12 protein-coding genes, 1 rRNA gene and 1 pseudogene are annotated in these 21,374 nt (G+C 58.9%); 10 read left to right on the top strand and 4 right to left on the bottom strand.

The features are described from left to right. Positions 1-4,550 (top strand): annotated as a pseudogene (locus tag HX783_RS29555) (LapA family giant adhesin); the annotation flags it as partial. Positions 4,551-4,704: 154 nt separating this feature from the next. Further along, positions 4,705-5,043 carry a tryptophan synthase subunit beta gene (locus HX783_RS29550; protein WP_177019218.1) on the top strand — a complete coding sequence of 113 codons (339 nt, stop codon included), beginning with the start codon at positions 4,705-4,707 and terminating at the stop codon, positions 5,041-5,043. Between the two features lie 127 nt (positions 5,044-5,170). Here HX783_RS29550 and lapD read toward each other — a convergent pair whose 3' ends face one another. Together lapD and lapG are read right to left on the bottom strand one after the other, a co-directional pair. Beyond that, positions 5,171-7,117, bottom strand: coding sequence for a cyclic di-GMP receptor LapD (gene lapD / locus HX783_RS29545; RefSeq protein WP_177019217.1), 1,947 nt, complete (start codon positions 7,115-7,117; stop codon positions 5,171-5,173). 14 nt (positions 7,118-7,131) lie between these two features. Then, a complete protein-coding gene (gene lapG, locus HX783_RS29540) occupies positions 7,132-7,824 on the bottom strand; it encodes a cysteine protease LapG (protein ID WP_177019216.1) in 693 nt (230 codons plus the stop codon). A gap of 250 nt (positions 7,825-8,074) precedes the next feature. Between lapG and HX783_RS29535 the strand changes: the two genes are divergently transcribed. The 5 genes from HX783_RS29535 to HX783_RS29515 all read left to right on the top strand — a co-directional run bounded on the left by HX783_RS29535 (position 8,075) and on the right by HX783_RS29515 (position 14,695). Then, positions 8,075-8,785, top strand: a complete 711-nt coding sequence (locus HX783_RS29535; protein WP_159953555.1) for a GntR family transcriptional regulator — start codon at positions 8,075-8,077, stop codon at positions 8,783-8,785. A gap of 356 nt (positions 8,786-9,141) precedes the next feature. Beyond that, positions 9,142-9,900: a DUF3050 domain-containing protein gene (locus HX783_RS29530; protein WP_177019215.1), complete on the top strand. Its 759-nt coding sequence runs from the start codon at positions 9,142-9,144 to the stop codon at positions 9,898-9,900. Further along, positions 9,897-10,844 (top strand): diiron oxygenase, encoded by a 948-nt coding sequence (locus HX783_RS29525; RefSeq protein WP_177019214.1) that lies wholly within the window; start codon positions 9,897-9,899, stop codon positions 10,842-10,844. The genes HX783_RS29530 and HX783_RS29525 overlap by 4 nt, the downstream gene beginning before the upstream one ends. After that, positions 10,841-14,218, top strand: a complete 3,378-nt coding sequence (locus tag HX783_RS29520) for an amino acid adenylation domain-containing protein (RefSeq protein WP_177019213.1) — start codon at positions 10,841-10,843, stop codon at positions 14,216-14,218. The genes HX783_RS29525 and HX783_RS29520 overlap by 4 nt, the downstream gene beginning before the upstream one ends. 18 nt (positions 14,219-14,236) lie before the next feature. Next, positions 14,237-14,695: an SRPBCC family protein gene (locus tag HX783_RS29515; protein WP_177019212.1), complete on the top strand. Its 459-nt coding sequence runs from the start codon at positions 14,237-14,239 to the stop codon at positions 14,693-14,695. A gap of 39 nt (positions 14,696-14,734) precedes the next feature. On the opposite strand, the gene HX783_RS29510 is transcribed toward HX783_RS29515, so the two are convergent. Continuing rightward, on the bottom strand, positions 14,735-16,615 hold the full coding sequence (locus HX783_RS29510; protein ID WP_159953550.1) for a methyl-accepting chemotaxis protein: 1,881 nt from the start codon (positions 16,613-16,615) through the stop codon (positions 14,735-14,737). Between the two features lie 282 nt (positions 16,616-16,897). On the opposite strand from HX783_RS29510, the gene HX783_RS29505 reads away from it, so the two are divergent. The 3 genes from HX783_RS29505 (at position 16,898) to HX783_RS29495 (ending at position 20,983) form a co-directional block, all read left to right on the top strand. Next, on the top strand, positions 16,898-17,413 hold the full coding sequence (locus HX783_RS29505; RefSeq protein ID WP_177019211.1) for a sigma-70 family RNA polymerase sigma factor: 516 nt from the start codon (positions 16,898-16,900) through the stop codon (positions 17,411-17,413). After that, positions 17,413-18,393 (top strand): FecR domain-containing protein, encoded by a 981-nt coding sequence (locus HX783_RS29500; protein WP_177019210.1) that lies wholly within the window; start codon positions 17,413-17,415, stop codon positions 18,391-18,393. The genes HX783_RS29505 and HX783_RS29500 overlap by 1 nt, the downstream gene beginning before the upstream one ends. A gap of 94 nt (positions 18,394-18,487) precedes the next feature. After that, positions 18,488-20,983, top strand: coding sequence for a TonB-dependent siderophore receptor (locus tag HX783_RS29495; protein ID WP_177019209.1), 2,496 nt, complete (start codon positions 18,488-18,490; stop codon positions 20,981-20,983). Positions 20,984-21,173: 190 nt separating this feature from the next. On the opposite strand, the gene rrf is transcribed toward HX783_RS29495, so the two are convergent. Continuing rightward, positions 21,174-21,289 (bottom strand): 5S ribosomal RNA (rrf, locus tag HX783_RS29490). Positions 21,290-21,374: the final 85 nt, after the last annotated feature.

Below are 21,374 nucleotides of genomic sequence, written 5' to 3'. Positions count from 1 at the left end.
CCTTGACTAACAAGGCGCAAACCGACGTCACCGTAACGCTGAGCAACGGCCAAACCACCACCATCAAAGCCGGCGACTCCGCAGGCTCGACGGTTTTCCACACCCCAGCGAACGACGTCTACAACAACGGCTCTACCGTCAGCACCACCATCGCCAAAACTGCAGGTGGTAACTTCGAAAACCTGGTCACCGATCCGAAAGCAGCGGTCACAACGATCACCGACTCGATCGATAACACCACGGTTTCCCTGACTGCTGATAAAGCATCTGTGGTTGAAGGTGGTGACATCACTTACACCGCGACGCTGACGAACAAAGCTCAAACTGACGTCACCGTTACGCTTTCGAATGGCCAAACCATCACCATCAAAGCCGGCGACTCCGCAGGCTCGACGGTTTTCCACACCCCAGCGAACGACGTCTACAACAACGGCTCTACCGTCAGCACCACCATCGCCAAAACTGCAGGTGGTAACTTCGAAAACCTGGTCACCGATCCGAAAGCAGCGGTCACCACGATCACCGACTCGATCGATAACACCACGGTTTCCCTGACTGCCGACAAAGCATCGGTCGTTGAAGGCGGCGACATCACCTACACCGCAACCTTGACCAACAAGGCGCAAACCGACGTAACCGTAACGCTGAGCAACGGCCAAACCATCACCATCAAAGCCGGCGACTCCGCAGGCTCGACGGTTTTCCACACCCCGGCCAACGACGTCTACAACAACAGTTCCGCCGTCAGCACCACCATCGCCAAGACTGCGGGTGGCAACTTCGAAAACCTGGTCACCGATCCAAAAGCAGCAGTCACCACGATCACCGACTCGATCGACACCACCACCGTCAATATCACCGGCGATGCGTCGGTGACTGAAGGCGGCACGGCGCATTACACCCTGACGTTGAGCAACCCGGCGCAAACCGATGTGACCGTGACGCTCAAGTACAGTGGCACCGCCACCGACGGTTCGGATTTCACCGGTGTGTACACCGTGAAGATCCCGGCTGGCGCCAGCAGCGCGGCGTTTGATATCCGCACGATTGACGACAAGATCACCGAGTCGACGGAAAGCATTGTCATCACGATCGACAAGACCACCGGTGGCAACTTCGAGAACCTGGCGATCGGTAAAGGCAGCGTCACCACCAACATCATCGACAACGATGCGCCGCCGGTCATCGACCTGGATGCCAACAATTCCAGTGGCGCCACCGGTGCCGACTACAAGGTGACGTTCACCGAAGGCACCAGCGGCCCGGGCGTGTCGATTGCCGACACGGATATCAAGATCACTGACCCGGACAGCACGATGCTGACCGGCGCGACGATCACCCTGACCAACGCGCAGGCCGGTGATGCCCTGAACCTGGGCAACAGCGTGAATGGCATCATCGTCAACACCAACAACCAGACGGGCACCATCACCCTGACGTTGTCGGGCAGCGCGACGCTGGCTGATTACATGCAACGCATCCAGAACATCACGTTTACCAACAACAGCCACGACCCAAGCACCACGCCGCGGACCATTACCGTGACCGTGACCGACGGCGGCAATTACTCCAACGTCGCTACCACCACGGTCAATGTGGTGGCGGTCAACGATGCGCCAGTGGCAACCGGCAGCGCCGTGACCGGCACCGAAGACACGCCGCTGGCCCTGACCTGGGCTAACTTCGGCGTGACCGACGTGGACTCGCCGCAAAGCAGCCTGGGCGTGAAAATCACTGACCTGCCGGTGGCCGGCAAGCTGCAATACCTCGCAGCAGATGGCACCACCTGGACCAACGTGACCGCTGGCCAAACCTTTACCAAAGCCCAGATCGACGGCGGCCAGTTGCGCTTCATGCCTAACGCCAACGAATCCGGCACCAATGGTTATGGCGGCACCGGCATCGGCAACCAGCAGGCGGATTACGCGCAGTTCAAGTTCCAGCCAACAGATGGCAAGGACCTGGGCACCAGCGCCACAGTGAAAGTCGATATCACGCCGATAGCCGACGCACCGACCCTGAATGTGGCCGACAACAGCGTCAACTCGATCGGCTTGCTCAAGCAAAGCTGGAACACGGTTGCCGGCATCGGCACCAACGGCAACGGCGCTGCCCCGGCTGACCTGAAAAATGCCATTGATAACGCCGGCACGCCGAACAGCAGCGGCATCGTGACCAATGTCGAGTCCACCGCCAACGTCGCGGCAGGCAGTGGTTCGAAGATCTCCGGCCTGATCTACATGGAAGCCGGCAAGTCCTACACCTTCAGTGGCACCGGCGATGACAGCCTGGTGATCAACGTCGGCGGTAAAGACGTGGCCAGCGCGCAGTGGGGCACCAACAGCGGCAAATTCAGCGGCTCGATCACCCCGACGGTGAGCGGCTATTACAGCATCGAGATCTACCACGCCAACCAGTCCGGCCCTGGCAGTTATGATGTCAACCTGTCGGTCAACGGCGCCCCGGCCACCGACCTGAGCACCAGCGGCGTGCCGCTGTACACCGGCATCACCGACCTGACCAACGCCGGCGTGACCGTGTCCGACCTGCATGGCAGCAACGGTGATGGTTACTACGTGGGCTACAAGCTCAACGAAGGCCAGGAAAACGGCACCGTGAAGCTGTCCAAGGTGACCACCGCGCTGACCGACACCGACGGTTCGGAAACCCTGAGCGTGAAGATCAGTGGCGTGCCGGCAGGCTCGGTGCTCACCGACGCGTCCGGGCACACCTTTACCGCGACTAAAGCCGTGGGCGAAGTCAACGTCACCGGTTGGGATTTGAGCACCCTGACCATCAAGCCGCCGACCTACTACAGCGGCCAGTTCAACCTGACGGTGACCTCGACCTCTACCGAAAGCCTCGGCGGTTCGGCCATCACCACAGCGCAGTTGCCGGTCACGGTGTACCCGGCCACCTACAGCGCAATCACGGGCAGCTCCGGCAGCGACGCCATCACCGGCACCGATGGCAACGACATCGTCGTAGCCGATATCGGCGGCCTGAACGTGGTGCAGGGCAAGAACTACAACATCGCGTTCATGGTGGACAGTTCCGGCAGCATGAGCACCGCGTCGATCAACGCGGCCAAGGCTTCGCTGACCTCGGTGTTCAACTCGCTCAAAGACAGCCTGGGCGCGAACACATCGGGCACCGTGAACATCTTCCTGGCGGACTTCGATACCCAGGTGAACAAGTCGGTGGCGATCAACCTCAACGATCCAAACGCCCTGACCTTGCTCAAGGCCGTGCTGGACTCGATGGTGTCGGGCGGCGGCACCAACTATGAAGACGTGTTCAAGACCACGGCAAACTTCTTCCAGAGCGGCCTGGCCACCGGCAACACCGGTGCCACCAACTTGACCTACTTCATCACCGACGGCCAGCCGACCTACTACCAGAGCGGCGAGCAGACCAACCCGACGATTTACAACGTCAAGCTCGACGATTTGGTGACCACGTCCAACTACACGCTGGGCAATACGTTCAGCAAGTACCTGGATAACACCCACTACTTCAGCATCGACTCCTCGGGTGCGGCTCAATTGCAAACCTGGAATGGCTCGCGCTGGGTCGTCAACAACCTGGGCACCCTTCACGCCCAAGGTGACGGCACCTACGAGCTGTCCAACCTGAACGGTACGGGCTACAGCACCGACTCGGCGACGCTGAGCAACGCGAAAAGCGCCTTTGCGCTGCTGGGCGGGTTGTCGCAAGTGGAAGCCATCGGTATCAACGGTGACGTCAGCCTCAATGACCTCAAGCCGTACGACAGCGATGGCAAGCCGCAAAGCAACATCGACCCGAATGACCTGGCCAACGCCATCCTCGGCCACACCGAAGCGACGCTGCCAGGTTCCGACACTATCAGCGGTGGCGACGGCAACGACATCATCTTCGGCGACCTGGTGAGCTTCAGCGGCATCACCGGTGAGGGTTACAACGCACTGCAGGCCTTTGTGGCACAGAAAACCGGTGTGGCCGTCTCGGCGGTGACCACCTCCAACGTGCACCAGTACGTCACCGAGCACTATGCCGACTTCGATGTGTCCGGCGCCAAAGACGGCAACGACACGCTGTTGGGCGGCGCGGGTGATGACATCCTGTTCGGCCAGGGCGGCAACGACTACCTGGACGGCGGCAAAGGCAATGACATCCTGCTGGGCGGCACCGGTAACGACACGTTGATCGGCGGGCCGGGCAACGACATCCTGATCGGTGGTTCGGGTGCCGACACTTTCGTGTGGAAGGCCGGTGACCTGGGCAACGATGTGATCAAGGACTTCAAGGCCTCGGAAGGTGACCGGATTGATCTTAAGGATCTGTTGAAGGGTGAGACGGACAGCACCATCGACAACTACCTCAAGATCACCACGGTAGACGGCGTGTCGACCCTGCAAATCAGCAGTGAAGGCAAGCTCAACACCGCTGGCGGCCTGGCCAATGCCGATGTGACGATCAAGCTGGAAGGCAACGATTGGTCCCACACCAGCATCAACTCGCTGATCAGCGGTGCCGACCCGACCATCAAGATCGATCACACCGCCTAAGACGCGCTGGATCGGCCGCCCACTCGGGCGGCCGATTTTTTTTTGGCTGATGCGCGACTGGCCCTGGCGGGCGGTTGCATCGCATACTCGCGGCCATAAACACACCATTGACCTATGCTGGTGAAGGCGTGTGGTTCATTTTCGAGGGTTTCTTATGTTTTACGTGCAACGTGATGCACAGGGTGTATTGAGTCGCGTGGAGGCCGCCGCCTTTGCCGAATCAACCGAAACCCTGCCGGCCGATCACCACGAGATCCAGGCCTGGTATGCCAACGAAGTGGTGGAAACCAGCCTGGCGCAGCTCAAGCAAAGTGACCTGGAAATGATCCGGGTGCTGGATGACTTGATCCAGGTGCTGACCCGCAAGGGAGTGATCAGCGTGACGGACCTGCCGCCGGCCGCCCAAGCCAAGCTGATGGACCGTACCCATGCGCGGGAAGCGTTGGGCGGGTTGAGTCACCTGATCAATGATGAAGAGACTGGGTTGATCTGATTTCTTAACGTCGAACCGGATCGAAATGTGGGAGCGGGCTTGCTCGCGAATACGGTGTGTCAGTCGCTAGAAATATTGACTGATCTACCGTATTCGCGAGCAAGCCCGCTCCCACATTGGATTTGGATTATTTCCAGGGCGCGGGCTCGCCGAATAGCTGCCCTTGCACACCAAATAGCCCCATCTCGCGAATTACCTTCAGCTCCCCTTCGGTTTCCACGCGCTCGGCAATCAACGGCAAATCGATGCTGTGCGCCGCGCGCTGGATCGCCTCGATAAACAGGCGCTTGTCGGCTTCCTGATCGATGGCCCGGATGTAACTGCCGTCAATCTTCAGGTACGCCAGACCCAGGCGCGCCAGGTTGCCGATCATGCTGAAGCGCCCCCCAAAACGCTGCAGGCTCAGGGAGAAGCCCAGCTCGCGCAGACGCTGGGTCAACTGTTCCAGCAGGGCCTGTTCAGGCAATTGTTCTTCGCCGATTTCCAGGGTCAGCCGCGGGCCCAGGTTGCTGTGCTGGCGCAGCAAGTCGAAAATCCGGTTCAACGCCTGGGCGTCCTGCAATGTGGCAGCCGAGAGGTTCAGCGCCAGGCTATGGCTGTGGCTGGTCATTTGCTTGAGCACTTGCTCCAGCATCAGGCGGTCCAGGCGTGACGTCCAACCAAAGCGCTCAAGCCACGGCAGGAAACGCCCGGCCGGGATTGTGTGGCCGTCGTCATCCTGCAAGCGCGACAGCACTTTGTAGTGCAAGACCAACTGCGGGTCCTGGCTGGCGACGACCGGCTGGAAGTACAGCTGGAAGCGCTGCTGGGTCAGGGCCTGGTCCAGCAGGGTGTGCCAGGCATGATGATCGTCGCCGACGCTGGCGGCGGCACTGTGGTCGAGGCATACCCAACTGGCGTCGCCCTGCCCTTCGGCCTGGGCCAGCGCTTGGTCAGCCAGGGTCAGCAGCGCCTGAGGGGAATCGCCATGGCTGAAGGGCGCCAGGCCGATATAGGCGACCGGCGTGACGTCACTGGCGCCGGTGGCTTGCAGGCTGAGCAAGGTGCTTTCAAGGTTCTGCGCCAATTGCAGCGCTTCTTCGCGCACCAGCCCCGGCGCCAGCACCGCGAATTCACCCCCGCGGATGCGGGTGACGAGATTATGGGTTTCCGGGTAGGGCTCGCATTGACGCAGCAGTTGTTCGCCGACTGCTTTGAGTAACTGGTCGGTACGCTGGCCACCCAGCCGCTGGTTGAGACCGGCCAGGTCCTTGACCCGCAACAGCAGCAGGTAGCCGGAGTTGGTGTCTTCCGGGTTACTGACGCGGGCGTTGAGCTGCATCTCGAAGTAACGGCGGTTGGCGAGGCCGGTGAGGTTGTCCTGATAGGACTCGGTGCGCAGTTTTTCACTGCGCTCGGCCTGCTCCTGGAACAGCGCCTTGAGCTTTTCCACCATCTGGTTCATGGCCTGCACCACGCGGCGCAGTTCCGGCGTGCGTGGCAGGTCGGGCACACTGAGAAACTCACGACGGGCGATGGCGTGGGACTGCTTGACCATGTAGTCCAACGGTTTCAATTGCCGACGCAGCAGCAGCGCGCCAAGCACGGCACTGACCGCACCGCACAGCAACAGCCAACCGAGGCTGCCCAGGGCGCTCTGCCAGAGCTTGGCCAGGGCAAACATCGGGTGGCTGACCACTTCCACACGTGCCGCCTGCTCCCAACCGCGGTTGACCAGCGCATCGCCACCGGCCGGCTCCAGGCCGATCATCTTCACGAACCAGTTGGGCACACCGTTGTTATCGGGGATGCCGCTGCGCTCAACGATGGTTTTGTCAGTCGCCAGGTCTACCACGCGGATGCTGGCGTAATAGCCGCTGTCGAAGATCGAGCTGACCAGCAATTCCACCATGGCCGGGTCGTCGATGTTCGGTGTCAGCGACAACGCCAGCGCCGTCGCCGCGTCCTGCGCATGCGAACGCAGCTGGTTGACGTATTGCGTGCGCGAGCTTTCCAGGCTGACCATGAAGCTGCCGCTGAAGGCGATCACCAGGAACAGACAGATTGCGATCAATAGTTGTTTGAACAGAGACATCCGATCAGTTACTCCTAGTTGGCAGGCTCGGCTGGGAAGCCTTCCGCACGCATTTTTCTCAACACATCCTGCCAGCGCGACAAGCGTTTGGTGTCACCGACTTTCTTGTTGCCCTTGGCACCGGGCAAGTACAAGCCTTCGGCGTTGAATGAGTACACCGGGATCAGGTCGGTACGCCGCGTCGCCGGCAGGATTTCGTCCATCAGGCTGTCGAGCACCAACGGGATGGCGTCCGGGGTCGAATAATAAGTCAGGACCATGTGCGCGCGATTCTGACGCAAGGCCTTGACGTAGGTAATGCGCAATTTGTCGCTGGAGACCCCCAGGTGACGCAAACTGAAATACTTGGCGATCGCGTAGTCTTCACAGTCGCCGGCACCCTTCCAGAGTGCTTCGATGGGCGTCTCCCAATAGTCGACCACGTGCCAGAGATCGATGTCTTCCACGTAGGTCATCTGCTTGTTGAAAAACAGGTTCACGACCTTGAGCTGCTCTTGCTCGCTGACCTGCTTTTGGGTTGCCAGCAAGCGCTGCCAGTCATCGATACGCCGCTGGCCTTCCCCTAGCGGCCCATACAGGGCGGTGGCCTTGCGGCTGATCTGAGAGAAATCCCAATCGGCCTGCAGCCCGCCGAGCATCAGGCCGGCCAACAAAATCGCTGATAACAGCCAGCTGAAAATTCGAGAGGGAATAAAACTTACCGCCAAGGCGTTCAGTCCATGAAGAGAGACGGAATTTCAAAGGATGGTGATGCTTCGAACCGTAAAAAACAATGGCACAGTGCAATCATTCATAAATGGGCCGAGTTTATAACCGTCTTTTGTGGGATGCACAAAGTAAGGCCTGTAAGCCCTTACAATCGGAAACTTTGGCTGTTTGACAAGCACGCAGCCCGTCTCTAGTGTGCATTGGATCCAATTAAACACACCCAATTCAAGAAAGGAGGATAGCGTAACCGTGACGCAGAAGCCGAACCCTTTAAGCAGCATCAAAATCAGCGGGCCTATTCCCGCTCATCTTGCGCGCGCCGTTATTGAAGAAACGTTGCGCAATGCGATTCTCGATGGCCGATTGCCCTGTGGCACTGCAATGCGCCAGCAGGAGCTGGCCAGCCTGTTCGGTGTCAGCCGCATGCCCGTGCGCGAAGCGTTGCGCCAGCTGGAAGCGCAATCCTTGCTGCATGTGGTGACACACAAGGGCGCCGTGGTTGCACCGTTGATAGAGGACAATTCGGCAGAGACCTATGCCCTGCGCATGCTGTTGGAATCCGAAGCGTTGCGCTTGTCGACACCGTTGCTCACCGATGCCGACATCGCTGAGGCTGATGCCTATATCAATGCATTGGAGCAGGAGAAAGACTATTCCGAAATCGGCCGCCTCAACCGCCTGTTCCACATGGTGCTCTATGGCAAGGCGCCTAACCAGCGGCTGCTCAAGCTGGTTGAACACGGCTTGAATGAGGAGGAGCGTTTTCTACGCTTCAACCTTGAGGCGATGGGTTTGGGCGAAACGTCCCAGGAAGACCACCGCGAGTTACTGAGCCTGGTAGCGCAGAAGAAAGTCGACGAAAGCATCCTGACACTGCGCAATCACCTGATGCGGGGCATGGAGGTGATCACCACTTACCTCAACGGCCTTGAAGCGGCCGCAAAGAAAGAGGCCCAGTAAGGTTTACCGCACGCTTCTTCGATCTCTCTACGATGTGGGGCTCCTTTGCTATAGGAAGAGCTCCACGACGCGTCGTTATAGGGGACTGCTCATTACAAGGAAACTTCTAACAGTTAACTGGGCAACTTGCTCACAACAAAATATTTCTCGAAAAAACATCTAACATATTCACAAGCTCATCAAAACGTTTAATACGATTATTATCTCTCGCCACAAAAAGCACTGCATACGGCAACATAACCCTACGCCCCGTTAGCACAGTGCGCATGACGCGGCTAAACGCCATTATTTTCAATAATCAAGTTACAAACCCCTTACTGCTTACAGCGCAGTCGCAACAACTATAGGCGTCAACCATGCACCAACACTTACTTGAACAAAAAAAACTGCAGTTGTGCAGCCATCCATTATTTGTAGAAATAACTTCACTTAACAAGTTACAACTTTTTATGGAGCACCACGTATTTGCCGTCTGGGATTTCATGACCCTGACCAAACGCTTGCAACAAGACCTGACCTGCACGCAATTACCCTGGCTGCCACCCACTGACCCGCAAGCCGCACGCCTCATCAATGAAATCGTGCTCGGCGAAGAGTCCGACGAACATCCGAAAGGTGGCCATTGCAGCCACTTCGAACTGTATCTGGAGGCGATGGCAGAGGTGGGCGCCGACACGACCGCCGTCCAGCGCTTCATCGACCTGCAGCGCCAGAGCGTGCCGGCAAGTGCAGCCCTGCAGATGATTGATGTGCCGCCTAGCGTGGCCTGCTTTGTCGACAGCACGTTGCAGGTCGCACTGAATGCGCCCACACACTGCGTGGCGGCGGCCTTCCTGCATGGTCGCGAGAGTGTGGTTGCGCCGATGTTCGAACGCATTCTGCACGGCAATGCATGCATTGAGCGCCAGGCGCCAACCCTGTCTCACTACCTCAGCCGTCACATCGAATTGGATTCACAAGATCATGAGCCGGCAGCGCAACAATTACTCCAACGCCTGATCGGGACAGACCCTGCCCGCCAACGCCAGGCCGACGAAATGGCGCTGGTCGCCGTACAAAGCCGCCTCGGTTTCTGGGACACCGTGCGTGTCTCGCTGAACGAGGTGCAGCCATGAGCGCCGCCAACTACCGCTCCTTTGCCGAGGACTGGGAACGCCGCGCAACGGTCCGCACGCGGCCTCGGCGGTTACTGGAACATGACGACAGATTGATCTATCCCTTGTGCCGCCAGCCTCTGGCGCTGAGTGCGGCTTTTCTCGAACATTGCCCGCAGTGGCGCGACTTCGTGCTGGTGCAAAGTTTCTACAAGTTCATCAACGACGTGGTGATCTTCGAAACCGAAATCGTCGGCAAGACCGCCCGCAGCATTGCCAGGAATCGCTTCTCGCTGCCCTTCCCGTTTGCCTGCCGCGTGGACGCGATGGCCGTCGTGGTGGATGAGGACTACCACGCGCTGGTCGCGATGGATTTCCTGCAACAGGCCGTGGACATGACCGGCATACACCCCATCGACCTGCCTGGGCAAATCGAACTGAGCCATGCCCTGCCGGCAGCGCAGGCCCTGGCACCGCCGCGCTTGCGCGATGCCGTGGCGTTGATTGGTGTGGCCATCGCCGAGAACACGGTCACCCATGACGTCGCCGCGTTTTCCAAGGACGACAGCATCAAGCCTTCTGTTCGTGGCTTGATGGCTGATCACTTGTTTGATGAAGGGCGCCATGCACAGTTCTGGACCCAACTGGTGCGCCTCTATTGGCAAGCGGCAAGCCCGGCGGACCGCGACAGCATCGCTGAGACCCTGCCGACCTTTTTGACGCATTACCTGACCAACGAACTGCAGAAAGGCTTCGATCTACGGCTGATCGAACACTTGGACGTCAGTGTCGACGTCCGCCACGCACTGCGTGATGAAGTGGCCGCGCTGGACTTTCCTATCACCCGTCATCACCCGTTGCTTGGCAACATCCTGGGGTTCCTGCACCACAGCAGCCTGCTGCAAACGCCGAGCGTTGCCCAGGCCCTGAGCCACTACCTGCCCGAATCGGGGAGGCCAGCATGAGGCGCTTGAAGATTGGATGGAATGGCACCAGCACTGCACTGCAAGCGCTCAGGCAAACGCTGGAGCAGTACGGACACGTCAGCACAACAGACTCACCTGACGTCGTGATTGAAGACGGTAGCCAACCGCCGCTCACACCGAACGGCGATACCCAATGGTTAAGCCTGCGTGTGGGGATCGGCCCGGTGTCCGAATACGGGCTGCCCAGGCTGCAGCTACGCTGCTATGACCAGGACAGGCGCGTTCTGGCGACACAGGACGTGGACGAGGAGCCCAGCGGCAACGGCCAGCCATTGCGCCGACGTGCAACAGACGCACTGGTGGAATGGGCTGCCTCGCTGGTCAGCGGGTTCTCCAGGGATGCGGGCCTTTTCACCGTCACCGCCCTCGCGAACAGCTGGCCAGAGCAAGGTCTGCAGGGGCTCGACGCATTGGCATTCATGCATCGTTTCAATCGCACTGCGCAGCCGGCGCTATTGCTGGCAGCCCAGGTGCCCGTCATCCAACGGTTACACGCCAGCCTGCACAGCTTCGCCGAACGCCCGGCGCTGAATATCTCGGGCAGTGTGGTGACGTACCGGCAATTACAGGCTCGGGCGCTGTCGATCCAGCAGCATCTGCGCCCACTGCTGGAGGCCATTGAAGCGCAAGTGGTGATCGGCGTTTGCATGGACAAGTCCATCGAGTTGTACGCCAGCATTCTCGCGGTGCTGAGTTGCGGCGCGGTGTACCTGCCATTGGCACCGGATCATCCGACACAGCGCCAGCAGGCGATGCTGGAAAGCGCCAAGGCCAGCGTATTGCTGGATGATGGGCGGCACCCGCTGCGCGACCAGTTCGTCAGCCTGGATGTCAGCAATCTCGACCCGGCGCACGCCGATACCCCGCAGCCCCTTACGCACCATCGCCCCGACGCCGAGGCGCCCTGCATCGCGCTTTTCACTTCGGGTACCACCGGCCAGCCCAAAGGCGTGCTGCTCAGCCACGGCAACCTTGCACATTTCACCGCCTGGCTTGGTGACCGTATGGCACTGGATGAACACAGCCGTGTGCTGCAATTTTCGCCACTGAGTTTCGACTCATCGCTGATCGATATCTTCCCGGCCTTGGTAGCCGGTGCCGAGTTGATCGTGCCAAGCCAGGAACAACGGCACGACCCCCAGCAGTTGGTCGACCTGATTCGTCAGCGGCGCATCAGCCACGCTTTTCTGCCGCCAGCGCTGCTGAGCATCCTGCCGCTGGATCAGCCACTGGGCTTGACCCATCTGCTGACGGGTGGCGATACCTGCGAGCCGTGCGTGATCGAACGATTGGCGAGCCAGTGCCACTTTCACAATCTGTACGGCCCTACTGAAGCCACGGTGCTGGTGACCCACCGGACGTTTCAACCGGGAGACAGCAATCGCAACCTCGGGCGCCCTATTGCCAACAGCCAGGTGCTGATCCTCGACGACCACTTGCAACCGGTGGATGAACAGGTGACGGGCGAACTGTACATCGTCGGCCCCGGCGTCAGCCTTGGGTATGTGAACGCGCCGCAGCAGGTGGACGACCCGTTCGTTGAACTGAGACTGCCCACTGGCCAGGTGCTGCAGGCTTACCGCAGCGGTGACCTGGCGAAATGGACGCCAGACGGTATCGAGTTGGGCGGCCGACGCGATGACCAGGTGAAGATCCGTGGTTTTCGGGTGGCCCCACTGGAAATCGAACAGTGCCTGCGCAGTAGCCGGTTGTTTCGCCAAGTGGCCGTGGTGATCGATGCTGATCGCAGGATTTTCAGCTTCGTTGCCCAGCCCGAACCGGGCGCCACGCTGGCAGGCTTGAAACAACATGCGCAGCAGTGGTTACCGACCTATATGCACCCCGAGGTGTGGACTGAGTTACCCACTATGCCGCACACCCGTCACGGCAAGGTCGACCGCCAGGCATTGCTGGCGACACCGATGCGCACGGTTGCACACACTGCCGGCAGTCGCGCGCAAACGCCTCTGCAAACACGCCTGGTGGCGCTGTGGAGCGAGTTGCTGGATGTGCCTGGCGATGACGTTTGCATTGACGAGAGTTTTTTCAACCTCGGCGGCCACTCCATCCTGCTGTCGACCCTGTTGCTACGTGTGCGCGAAGCGTTTGGTCGCAGCCTCTCCTTGAGCCGATTCTTTGAAGCCCCGACGATTCGTACGCTCGCCGTGCTGTTGGAAGACGGTGCTCTTCCCAATGCACTGTCGGGCCAGGTGAAGCTGGATGCGTCACAACCGCTCACAGTAGAAACACTGCACGCGGACCGCGCAGGCGACCCACGCAAAGTCATCGTCACCGGCGCCAACAGTTTTGTCGGCGTGCATCTGGTTGAAGCGTTGTTGGCAGGCGGCGCGCAGGAAGTGGCCTGCCTGGTACGGGAGCAGCCGGGGCATTGCGCTGCGGCACGGTTTGCCGAGGCATTACGCGAGTATCGCCTGGAGCATATGGACCTGAGCCGCGTGCAAGTCTACGCCGCCGATATCAGCCAGCCACGGCTGGGCCTGGCCTGCGATGTGTATGAGCACCTCGCCCGCACACATGGCGTGTTGGTGCACAACGCTGCGTGGGTCAACCATGTGATGGACTACGCCTCACTTGCCAGGGACAACGTCGAACCGGTACTGGAGTGCCTGCGCCTATGTGAAACCCATTGCAAGAAAGTCTTTAACTTCGTCTCGACACTCTCGGCCTGCAGTCATATTGACGCCCAGGGGTACATCCTCGAAACGCACGCGGTGGAGTCGTTGCCGCTGTATCTCAAGAATGGCTACAACCTTTCCAAATGGGTCGCCGAACGACTGCTGGGGCGTGCTGCCGAGCAAGGTGCCTGGGTGAACATCTATCGCCCGGGAAACATCGCGTTCAACAGCCGTAACGGCGTCTGCCAGCCGCACAACAACCGTCTGATGATGATGCTCAAAGGGTCGTTGCAGTTGGGCCTGGCGCCGCGCCTGGAGGTGAACTTCGACCTGATGCCGGTGGACTTCTTTGCGCGCTTCGTTGCGTTCCACTGCGGCCAGTGGGCTGCCGGGCGAAACGTCTTCAACCTGCACAACCCACAACCGTTGAGTTGGGAACATTACCTTGATGCGTTCAGCCAAGCGGGCCACCGCTTCGAACGGGTGAGCATTGCGCGCTGGCAAAGCGCGCTACGAACGGTGGGTCGCGAAAACGCGCTGTTTGGCGTGCTGGGTTTTTACCTGAATGACCTGGCAGAAGACATCAGCGATGTGTCGATGATTTGTCACGACAACGCACGCCAGGGTGTGGACGCAATGGGCGAGCACTACCCAAAAAAGGACCCGGCGCTGCTGCGCAAGGGCTGCGACCACCTCAAGGCCATTGGCTTTATCTAACCCCGTCAGGACATGCTTATGAAACCGCTGCAACCCGATACATTGATCCGCAACCCTGGCGGCGCACCGTTGGTGGCGTCTGTGGAAGTCCCGTGCGAGGCCGCTCGCCTGTGGCGTGTGGTTGGCAACTTTGCAGGCTTTGATGCCTTTATTCCCGCGCTGTCGCGCATTCAAATGACGGGAACGGGTGTAGGTGCGTTACGCACGAAGTTTTTCCACGATGGTCATTGCGTTGTCGAGCAACTCAACAGCCACGACGACGAGGCCATGTATATGACGTGGACCACGCTCTACAACACGTTGGGCGTCGCGCAGTTGTGGGCCGCAATGCGTGTTGAAGGGCTTGGCGAGGACCGCTCCAGGGCGACCTGGACGCTCATTGGCGAACCGCTGGAAATGCCGCCGGCAGCGTTTGAACAGTTTGTGCAGGATTTCGCCGACAGCGCACTGGAGAATGTGCGCCAGATGCTCAGCTGATCAGCAGGAGCGAGAGGCCTCGCTCCTGCACAAACAGGGTCAGATTTTGAAGCTGTCGACCAACTGCTTCAATCGGCTGGCCTGCTGGGACAGTGCGTCGCAGTCCTTGAGCGTTTCGTTGAGGTTGGCCACGCCCTGCTGGTTCAGCAGGTTGATCTGGTTGATGTCGACGTTGAGGGTTTCGACCACGGCGGTCTGCTCCTCGGTGGCGGCAGCGACCGATTGGTTCATGCCGTCGATCTCGACGATGCGTTGCGTCACGCTGACCAGGCGCTCACCGGCCTGGTTAGCCACTTCAACGCTTTCTTCGCTGGAGGTCTGGCTGGCGTTCATGGTGGTCACCGCCTCACGCGAACCCACTTGCAGCGAAGTGATCATCTTATGAATCTCTTCGGCAGACTCCTGGGTACGGTGCGCCAGGTTACGCACTTCATCGGCAACCACGGCAAAACCACGCCCGGCTTCCCCGGCACGAGCCGCTTCAATTGCGGCGTTAAGTGCCAGCAAGTTGGTTTGCTGGGAGATGCCTTTGATCACATCAAGGATGTGGCCGATGTTGTCGGTGCTGGCGTTCAGCGTTTCGATCTGGGTGCAGGACAGGCTGATTTTTTGCGACAGCTCCGACATCGCCAGGATGGTTTGCTCGACGACCTTGCGCCCGTCGTCTGCCTGTTCGCTGGCACCACTGGCGTGCTGCGAAGCATCGGCCGCGTTACGCGCGATTTCCTGGGTGGCGGCGCCCAATTCGTTGATTGCCGCCGCCACGCTGTTGGTGCGCGCACTTTGTTCGTCCGAGCCGATGATCGAGGCATTGGACGACGCCATCACGCGTTGGGACAGGTCGTGCACCTGACGCGTCGCCGAAGACACCTCGGAGATGGACGCGTGGATACGCTCGACGAACTGGTTGAAGGCACTGCCAACTTCGCCAAATTCGTCTTTGCTGGTCACGTCCAGGCGCCGAGTCAAATCACCCTCGCCCTGGGCAATGTCCTGCATGGCAATGCCCATGGTGGTCAGCGGGCGCAGCAGTACTTGAATCAACAGGCTCAAGAGCACGGCAATAGCGACGACCGCGATCAACATGGCGATTAAGGCCGAAGTACGGAATTTTCCCAGCGGTGCGTAGGCTTTATCTTTGTCGATCGACAGACCGATATACCAATCGGCACCTGGCAAGCCGCTGATTGGCGTGAACGAGAGGATACGGTCCTGGCCATTGAGCACAACGTCCTGGCTGACCTTCTCGATACGCAGGTTTGTGCCTGGGTAGATGTCCTTAAGGTTTTTCATCACCTGGTCCTGGTCAGGACTGACGATGACCTGGCCATCGGCGCTGACCAGAAAGGCATGGCCGATGCCGCCGAAGTCCACCGAGTTGATGATCTTCACCAAGGTCTGCAGGCTCAGGTCACCGCCCACTACGCCCAGCAGCTCACCGTTCTTTTTGACTGGCAGAGCGATGGTGACGATCTGACCGCCCACGGCAGCCATGTAAGGCGGGGTGAGCATGGTTTTGTCGGCGGCCACGGCTTGCTTGTACCAAGGACGCTGACGTGGGTCATAACCGTCGGGCATTTTGGCGTCAGGGCGCTGGGTGAACACACCGTTGGTTTGACCGACGTAGGTGAACTGGAAGTTCGAGGTGAACGCAGGTTGATCAACCAGGCCCGGAAGGTCGGCACCACTGCCCTGATGCGCGACGTTTTGCGCCAGGCTTTCGAGGACCAGGATGCGACCACTGAGCCAGTTCTGCACACTGCTGGCCGTGAGTTCACCCGATTGCTGGATGGACGATTCCAGGTTTTGCTTGATGGTGCTGCGCTGCAGGTAGTCGTTGTAAAGCGTGAATAACGCGAATGCGAGAACCACGACGCCTGACGCGGCCAACAGAATTTTATGACTGAACTTGAGATTCATTTCATCGACTTCTTTTGCCAAAGGGGGATGAGCGTGCCGAGTGGAACATTCCATGTAACGGGATAGGCGGACTCTCTTGGACCGCTCTATTTCGGTGCACGCATGGCTCGTCAGGCTTTCGGCCACACCAAGAGAAATCTTAGTAATTTGTGAGAATCATCATCATATTGCGTAGGAAACCGACCAACGGTGCGGGCGCTGCGAGGAGAGATTGCAAAATCTTTCAGGCTTTCAGACAATGCGACTAATTATCATTTGTGGCGTCTGGCCGGGCCTGTGTGAATGCCATCTACTGAGTACATTGCGTGTGAAAGTGTGGTGCAGACGCTTTACTGCACCCATCACAATTGGCTCAACACGTGGCTGCGCAGCCGGCTGGGCAATGCCGCCGATGCAGCGGATTTAGCGCAAGACACCTTTGTGCGTTTGCTGCAAAAGACCGAACGGTTTGAACTCAAGGCGCCCAGGGCGTTCTTGCGCACCATCGCCCGGGGTTTGGTGATTGATCATTGGCGCCGTGAAGAAATCCAACGCGCTTACCTGGAGTCCATCGCCCACCTGCCGGAAGCGTTGGCACCCAGCACCGAAGCACGTGCGTTGGTGCTGGAACTGCTGGAGGCAATCGCCCGCCTTTTAGACGGATTGAAGCCGAAGGTGCGTAAGGCGTTTCTACTGGCTCAGTGCGATGGGCTGACGTACAAGCAGATCGCGCAGCAGATGGGCGTGTCGGTTCGCTCTGTGGAACGCTACATCGCTGAGGCGCTGTATCACTGTTACGTGATGCGTTATGAGATTTGATGCCTGTGGATAACGCCGCGCGTTCCGGACCCGATGCCCAAGTGGTCAAGCAAGCCATCAGCTGGGCCCTGCGCCTGCGTAACAACCGCGCCAATGAGCGCCTGCATGCGCAATGCGAGCATTGGCGCGAGGCGCATGTTGACCATGAGTTGGCCTGGCAACGAGTACAGGCGTTGCAGCAGGAATTGAACAGCCAATTGTCTGCGATTCCGGCGGCCCATGTGGCACTGGAAAATGTTGCACACGGCTTGGGTCGGCGGCAGGCGCTGAAGATGTTGTCCGGTGTAGTGCTGGTGGGCTCTGCAGCGTGGGTAAGTCGGGACCTGACCGGCTGGCAGCGCTGGACATCCGACCTCGCGACAGCCACTGGCGAGCGGCGCAGCGTGCAACTGCCGGATGGTACTCGCCTGCAACTCAATACCGACAGTGCAGTGGACCTGGACTTCAGTGCGCAGCAACGCCTCATCACGCTGGTGCGTGGGGAGATCCTTGTGACTTGCGGCACGAGTTTGTCAGCACCCTTGCTGGTCCAAACTCGGCATGGATTGCTCGAAGGCATTGACGGGCGCTTCAGCGTGCGCCAAGACAGCGATTGCACACGCTTGAGCGTGGTCAGCGGCAATGTGGCCATTCATTCACCGCATTCGGCGGATGGGTTCTCGACTCAAGCTCACGCGGGGGAAAACTATCGGGTAAACCAGACGCATGCCACGCCGGCCCCGCCTTTGGATATGGATGTTGGGGCGTGGACCGATGGGCTGATCGTGACGCGTGGTATGCGCCTGGCCGACTTCCTGTCGGAGGTGGGGCGTTACCGCCATGGCTACCTGGGTTGTTCGGCGGATGTTGCCGGCTTGCGGCTGTCGGGAGTTTTTCGGCTGGAGGACACCGACAAGTTGCTGGCGATACTGCCGCAGACGCTGCCTGTTCGCGTGCGTTACCGCACACGTTGGTGGGTGAGCCTGGAGCGCTCGGCCTGACTTTTTATGAAGTAGTTTGGCGGGTTTTTTCCGCGAGTCCGGCTTAGACAGTAAGCGTTTCCATCTGCCTTACCGGCCTCAACGGACCTTGATCATGACTGCGCGTTTTCTCAGTAACTCACCAGACTCTTCCTACCCTCTTTTAGCCAAAGCCATACGTGCCGCGTTGTTGTCGACGGCAATGGGCATGGGTGCTGTTTCGACTGTGGCCATGGCGGCGCAGACGGCCAGCGCGCAGGTGAATCCGCGTTATGACATTCCAGCCGGCTCGCTGAGCGAGGTGCTCAATCAGTTCGCCCGGCAGGCGGGCATAACCCTTTCCAGCACGCCTGCGCAGACTCAGGGTCGACAATCGCCTGGGCTGCAGGGCGAGTATTCAGCCGAACAAGGGTTGAACCATGTGCTCGCCGGCTCCGGGTTGCAGGCTGATTCGCAGGACGGCGTCAGTTTTGTTCTACAGGCTCAGCCGCAAAGCAGCACGCTGACATTGCCCACCACCGATATCAAAGGCTTCGCGTTGGGGAATGCCTTGGGCAGCATGGAAGGCTACAACGCCACCCATAGCCAGATCGCAACCAAGACCAGCACCGCACTGCTGGAAACTTCGCAAACCGTCTCCGTGGTGACCCGTGAACAGATAGACGACCAGGGCTCCCAAACTGTTGCGCAGGCCATGCGCTACACACCTGGCGTGCTGACCAACCCGTATGGCGCGACCCATCGTTATGACTACGTAGCCATGCGCGGTTTCAATGATGGTTCTGTGGATAACATCTACCTTGATGGGTTGAAGTCCATGGGCGACAGCGGCACTTACAGCACGATGCAGGTGGACCCCTACTTTCTTGAACGCGTGGATATCCTGAAAGGGCCATCCTCTGTGCTGTATGGGCGCAGCTCACCCGGCGGCCTGGTTGCACTGACCAGCAAGAAGCCGTTGCTCGAGCCTTATCATCAGGTTCAAGCGACAGTGGGCAGCCGCGGGCAACAGGGCATGGGTTTGGACTTCAGCGGCCCGGTGGACGACGACAAGCGCATCGCCTATCGCCTCACTGGCTTGGCGGACAAGTCTGACACGCAGTTCGACCACGCTAAGGAAAAGCGCTTCGCACTGGCACCGACGCTCAGCATCGACTTTACCGAGGACACCTCGCTGACGCTCCAGGCGTATCTACAGCATGATCCTGACGGTGGTTACCACGGTGGCATGCCGGCGGACGGCGCATTGCATCAGCGCAATGGTCAGCGAATCTCCAGCCACTTTTTCGAAGGCGAGCCCGGCGTCGATGGTTACAAACGTGATCAGCAGTCGTTTGGTTATCAGTTCGAGCATCGCTTCAACGATGTGTTTACTACGCGGCAGAACTTCCGTTACCTCGACTCCAAGGTGAAGCTGGATCAGGTGTATGCCTATGGCTGGACCACGTCGACCAGCAATGAGCTAAATCGCTACTACTCGGGCGGCGATGAGAAGCTGCACGCGTTCATCATCGACAACATGCTGCAGGCGGAGTTTTTTACTGGGGCGACCAAGCACACTGTTCTGATGGGGGCCGATTATCAGCGGCGTAAAACGGTGGTGGATTGGTCCAGCGGGTCGCTGCAACCGGTCAACGCGTTCAACCCTGTTTACGGCAACTCAGCGATCAACTATTACGACCCAACCAGCTACCTGCGTCGCCTTGAACAGACGGGTGTGTATCTGCAAGACCTGATCGAAATGGATAAATGGCGGTTTTCCCTTGGGCTTCGCCAGGATTGGGTTGAGACGTCCGATGAAAACCGTATTGCAGAGGCGGGTCGGCCGCTGGGTACGGAGATCTCTGACAAACGTACCAAGCTTACGGGTCGAGCGGGTGCGCTGTATCTGTTTGATAACGGCTTGGCACCTTACGTCAGCTATTCAGAGTCCTTCAACCCGAACTCCTATTCAGACAGCGCGGGTAATCCACTGGCACCTACCAATGGGACACAGTGGGAGGCAGGCTTGAAGTATCAGCCGCCGGGGACCGACAACTTGTTTACAGCATCCTGGTTTCGTATCGACCAGGAAAACCTGGCGACCAAGCTGCCACAGGAGAACTTCTATCGGGCTGTAGGTGCTGTCCGCTCGCAAGGCCTGGAGCTGGAAGCGCATCTGCAACTGACGGATAACTTGAAGCTCTTGGGCAGCTATACCTTTACCGACATCAAGTATTCCAAGTCGATGGTGAGTACGTTGAGCTCTGCCGACAATTTGATCGAGAACAAGGGTAATTCTCCGACTCAGGCGCCTCGTCATATGACGTCTATGTGGGCGGACTACAAATTTGCTAGCGGAGCCTTGGATGGCTTGCGGCTTGGGGGCGGGGTTCGCTATGTCGGGTACAGCTGGGCAGATGCAGAGAACACAATGAAGGTGCCGGCCTACACCTTGTTTGATGCGTCAGTCGGGTATGACCTGGGCAAAGTAGGGTTGAAGGGCGTGGATGTGCGGTTGAATGCCAACAACCTGACCAATGAGACTTATGTAGCCTCCTGTGCCAGCCTGAATTTCTGCTACCTGGGAGAAGAGCGTAATGTCAGTGCAACGGTAAGCTATCAGTTCTGATCTGCTGATAGTGTCGAGAGGCCAGCGTCTGACTTCAGGCGCTGGCTTTTTTTGGCCAGTTTCAGGGTGAGTCTGATGCTACGGGCTTGGAAGGGACTCTGACTGTTTTCAGTATCAGGTATTTATAGTCACTCGCCCTAAAACGACAAAACCCCTGTCTGCGTAAGCAGACAGGGGTTTCGGAATTCAATCTTGACGATGACCTACTCTCACATGGGGAAACCCCACACTACCATCGGCGATGCATCGTTTCACTGCTGAGTTCGGGATGGGATCAGGTGGTTCCAATGCTCTATGGTCGTCAAGAAATTCTGTGTACCAGACCGTTGTTCTAGCAACGTCCCAGTGAAATTCATGGACTTCTACATAAACAAAACCCCTGTTTGCGTTA

Origin of the sequence: Pseudomonas sp. D2002 (assembly GCF_013385735.1) — a bacterium.
In the GTDB taxonomy this organism is placed as follows: domain Bacteria; phylum Pseudomonadota; class Gammaproteobacteria; order Pseudomonadales; family Pseudomonadaceae; genus Aquipseudomonas.
The sequence above is the reverse complement of the archived record's forward strand: the minus strand, read 5'-3'. Positions and strand labels throughout refer to the sequence as shown.

Coding starts and splice junctions, on each gene's coding strand:
- HX783_RS29550 (WP_177019218.1), top strand. CDS start 4,705: ATGTTTTACGTGCAACGTGATGCACAGGGTGTATTGAGTCGCGTGGAG.
- HX783_RS29500 (WP_177019210.1), top strand. CDS start 17,413: ATGCCTGTGGATAACGCCGCGCGTTCCGGACCCGATGCCCAAGTGGTC.
- HX783_RS29495 (WP_177019209.1), top strand. CDS start 18,488: ATGACTGCGCGTTTTCTCAGTAACTCACCAGACTCTTCCTACCCTCTT.
- HX783_RS29515 (WP_177019212.1), top strand. CDS start 14,237: ATGAAACCGCTGCAACCCGATACATTGATCCGCAACCCTGGCGGCGCA.
- HX783_RS29505 (WP_177019211.1), top strand. CDS start 16,898: ATGCCATCTACTGAGTACATTGCGTGTGAAAGTGTGGTGCAGACGCTT.
- HX783_RS29510 (WP_159953550.1), bottom strand. CDS start 16,615: ATGAATCTCAAGTTCAGTCATAAAATTCTGTTGGCCGCGTCAGGCGTC.
- HX783_RS29530 (WP_177019215.1), top strand. CDS start 9,142: ATGCACCAACACTTACTTGAACAAAAAAAACTGCAGTTGTGCAGCCAT.
- HX783_RS29520 (WP_177019213.1), top strand. CDS start 10,841: ATGAGGCGCTTGAAGATTGGATGGAATGGCACCAGCACTGCACTGCAA.
- lapD (WP_177019217.1), bottom strand. CDS start 7,117: ATGTCTCTGTTCAAACAACTATTGATCGCAATCTGTCTGTTCCTGGTG.
- HX783_RS29525 (WP_177019214.1), top strand. CDS start 9,897: ATGAGCGCCGCCAACTACCGCTCCTTTGCCGAGGACTGGGAACGCCGC.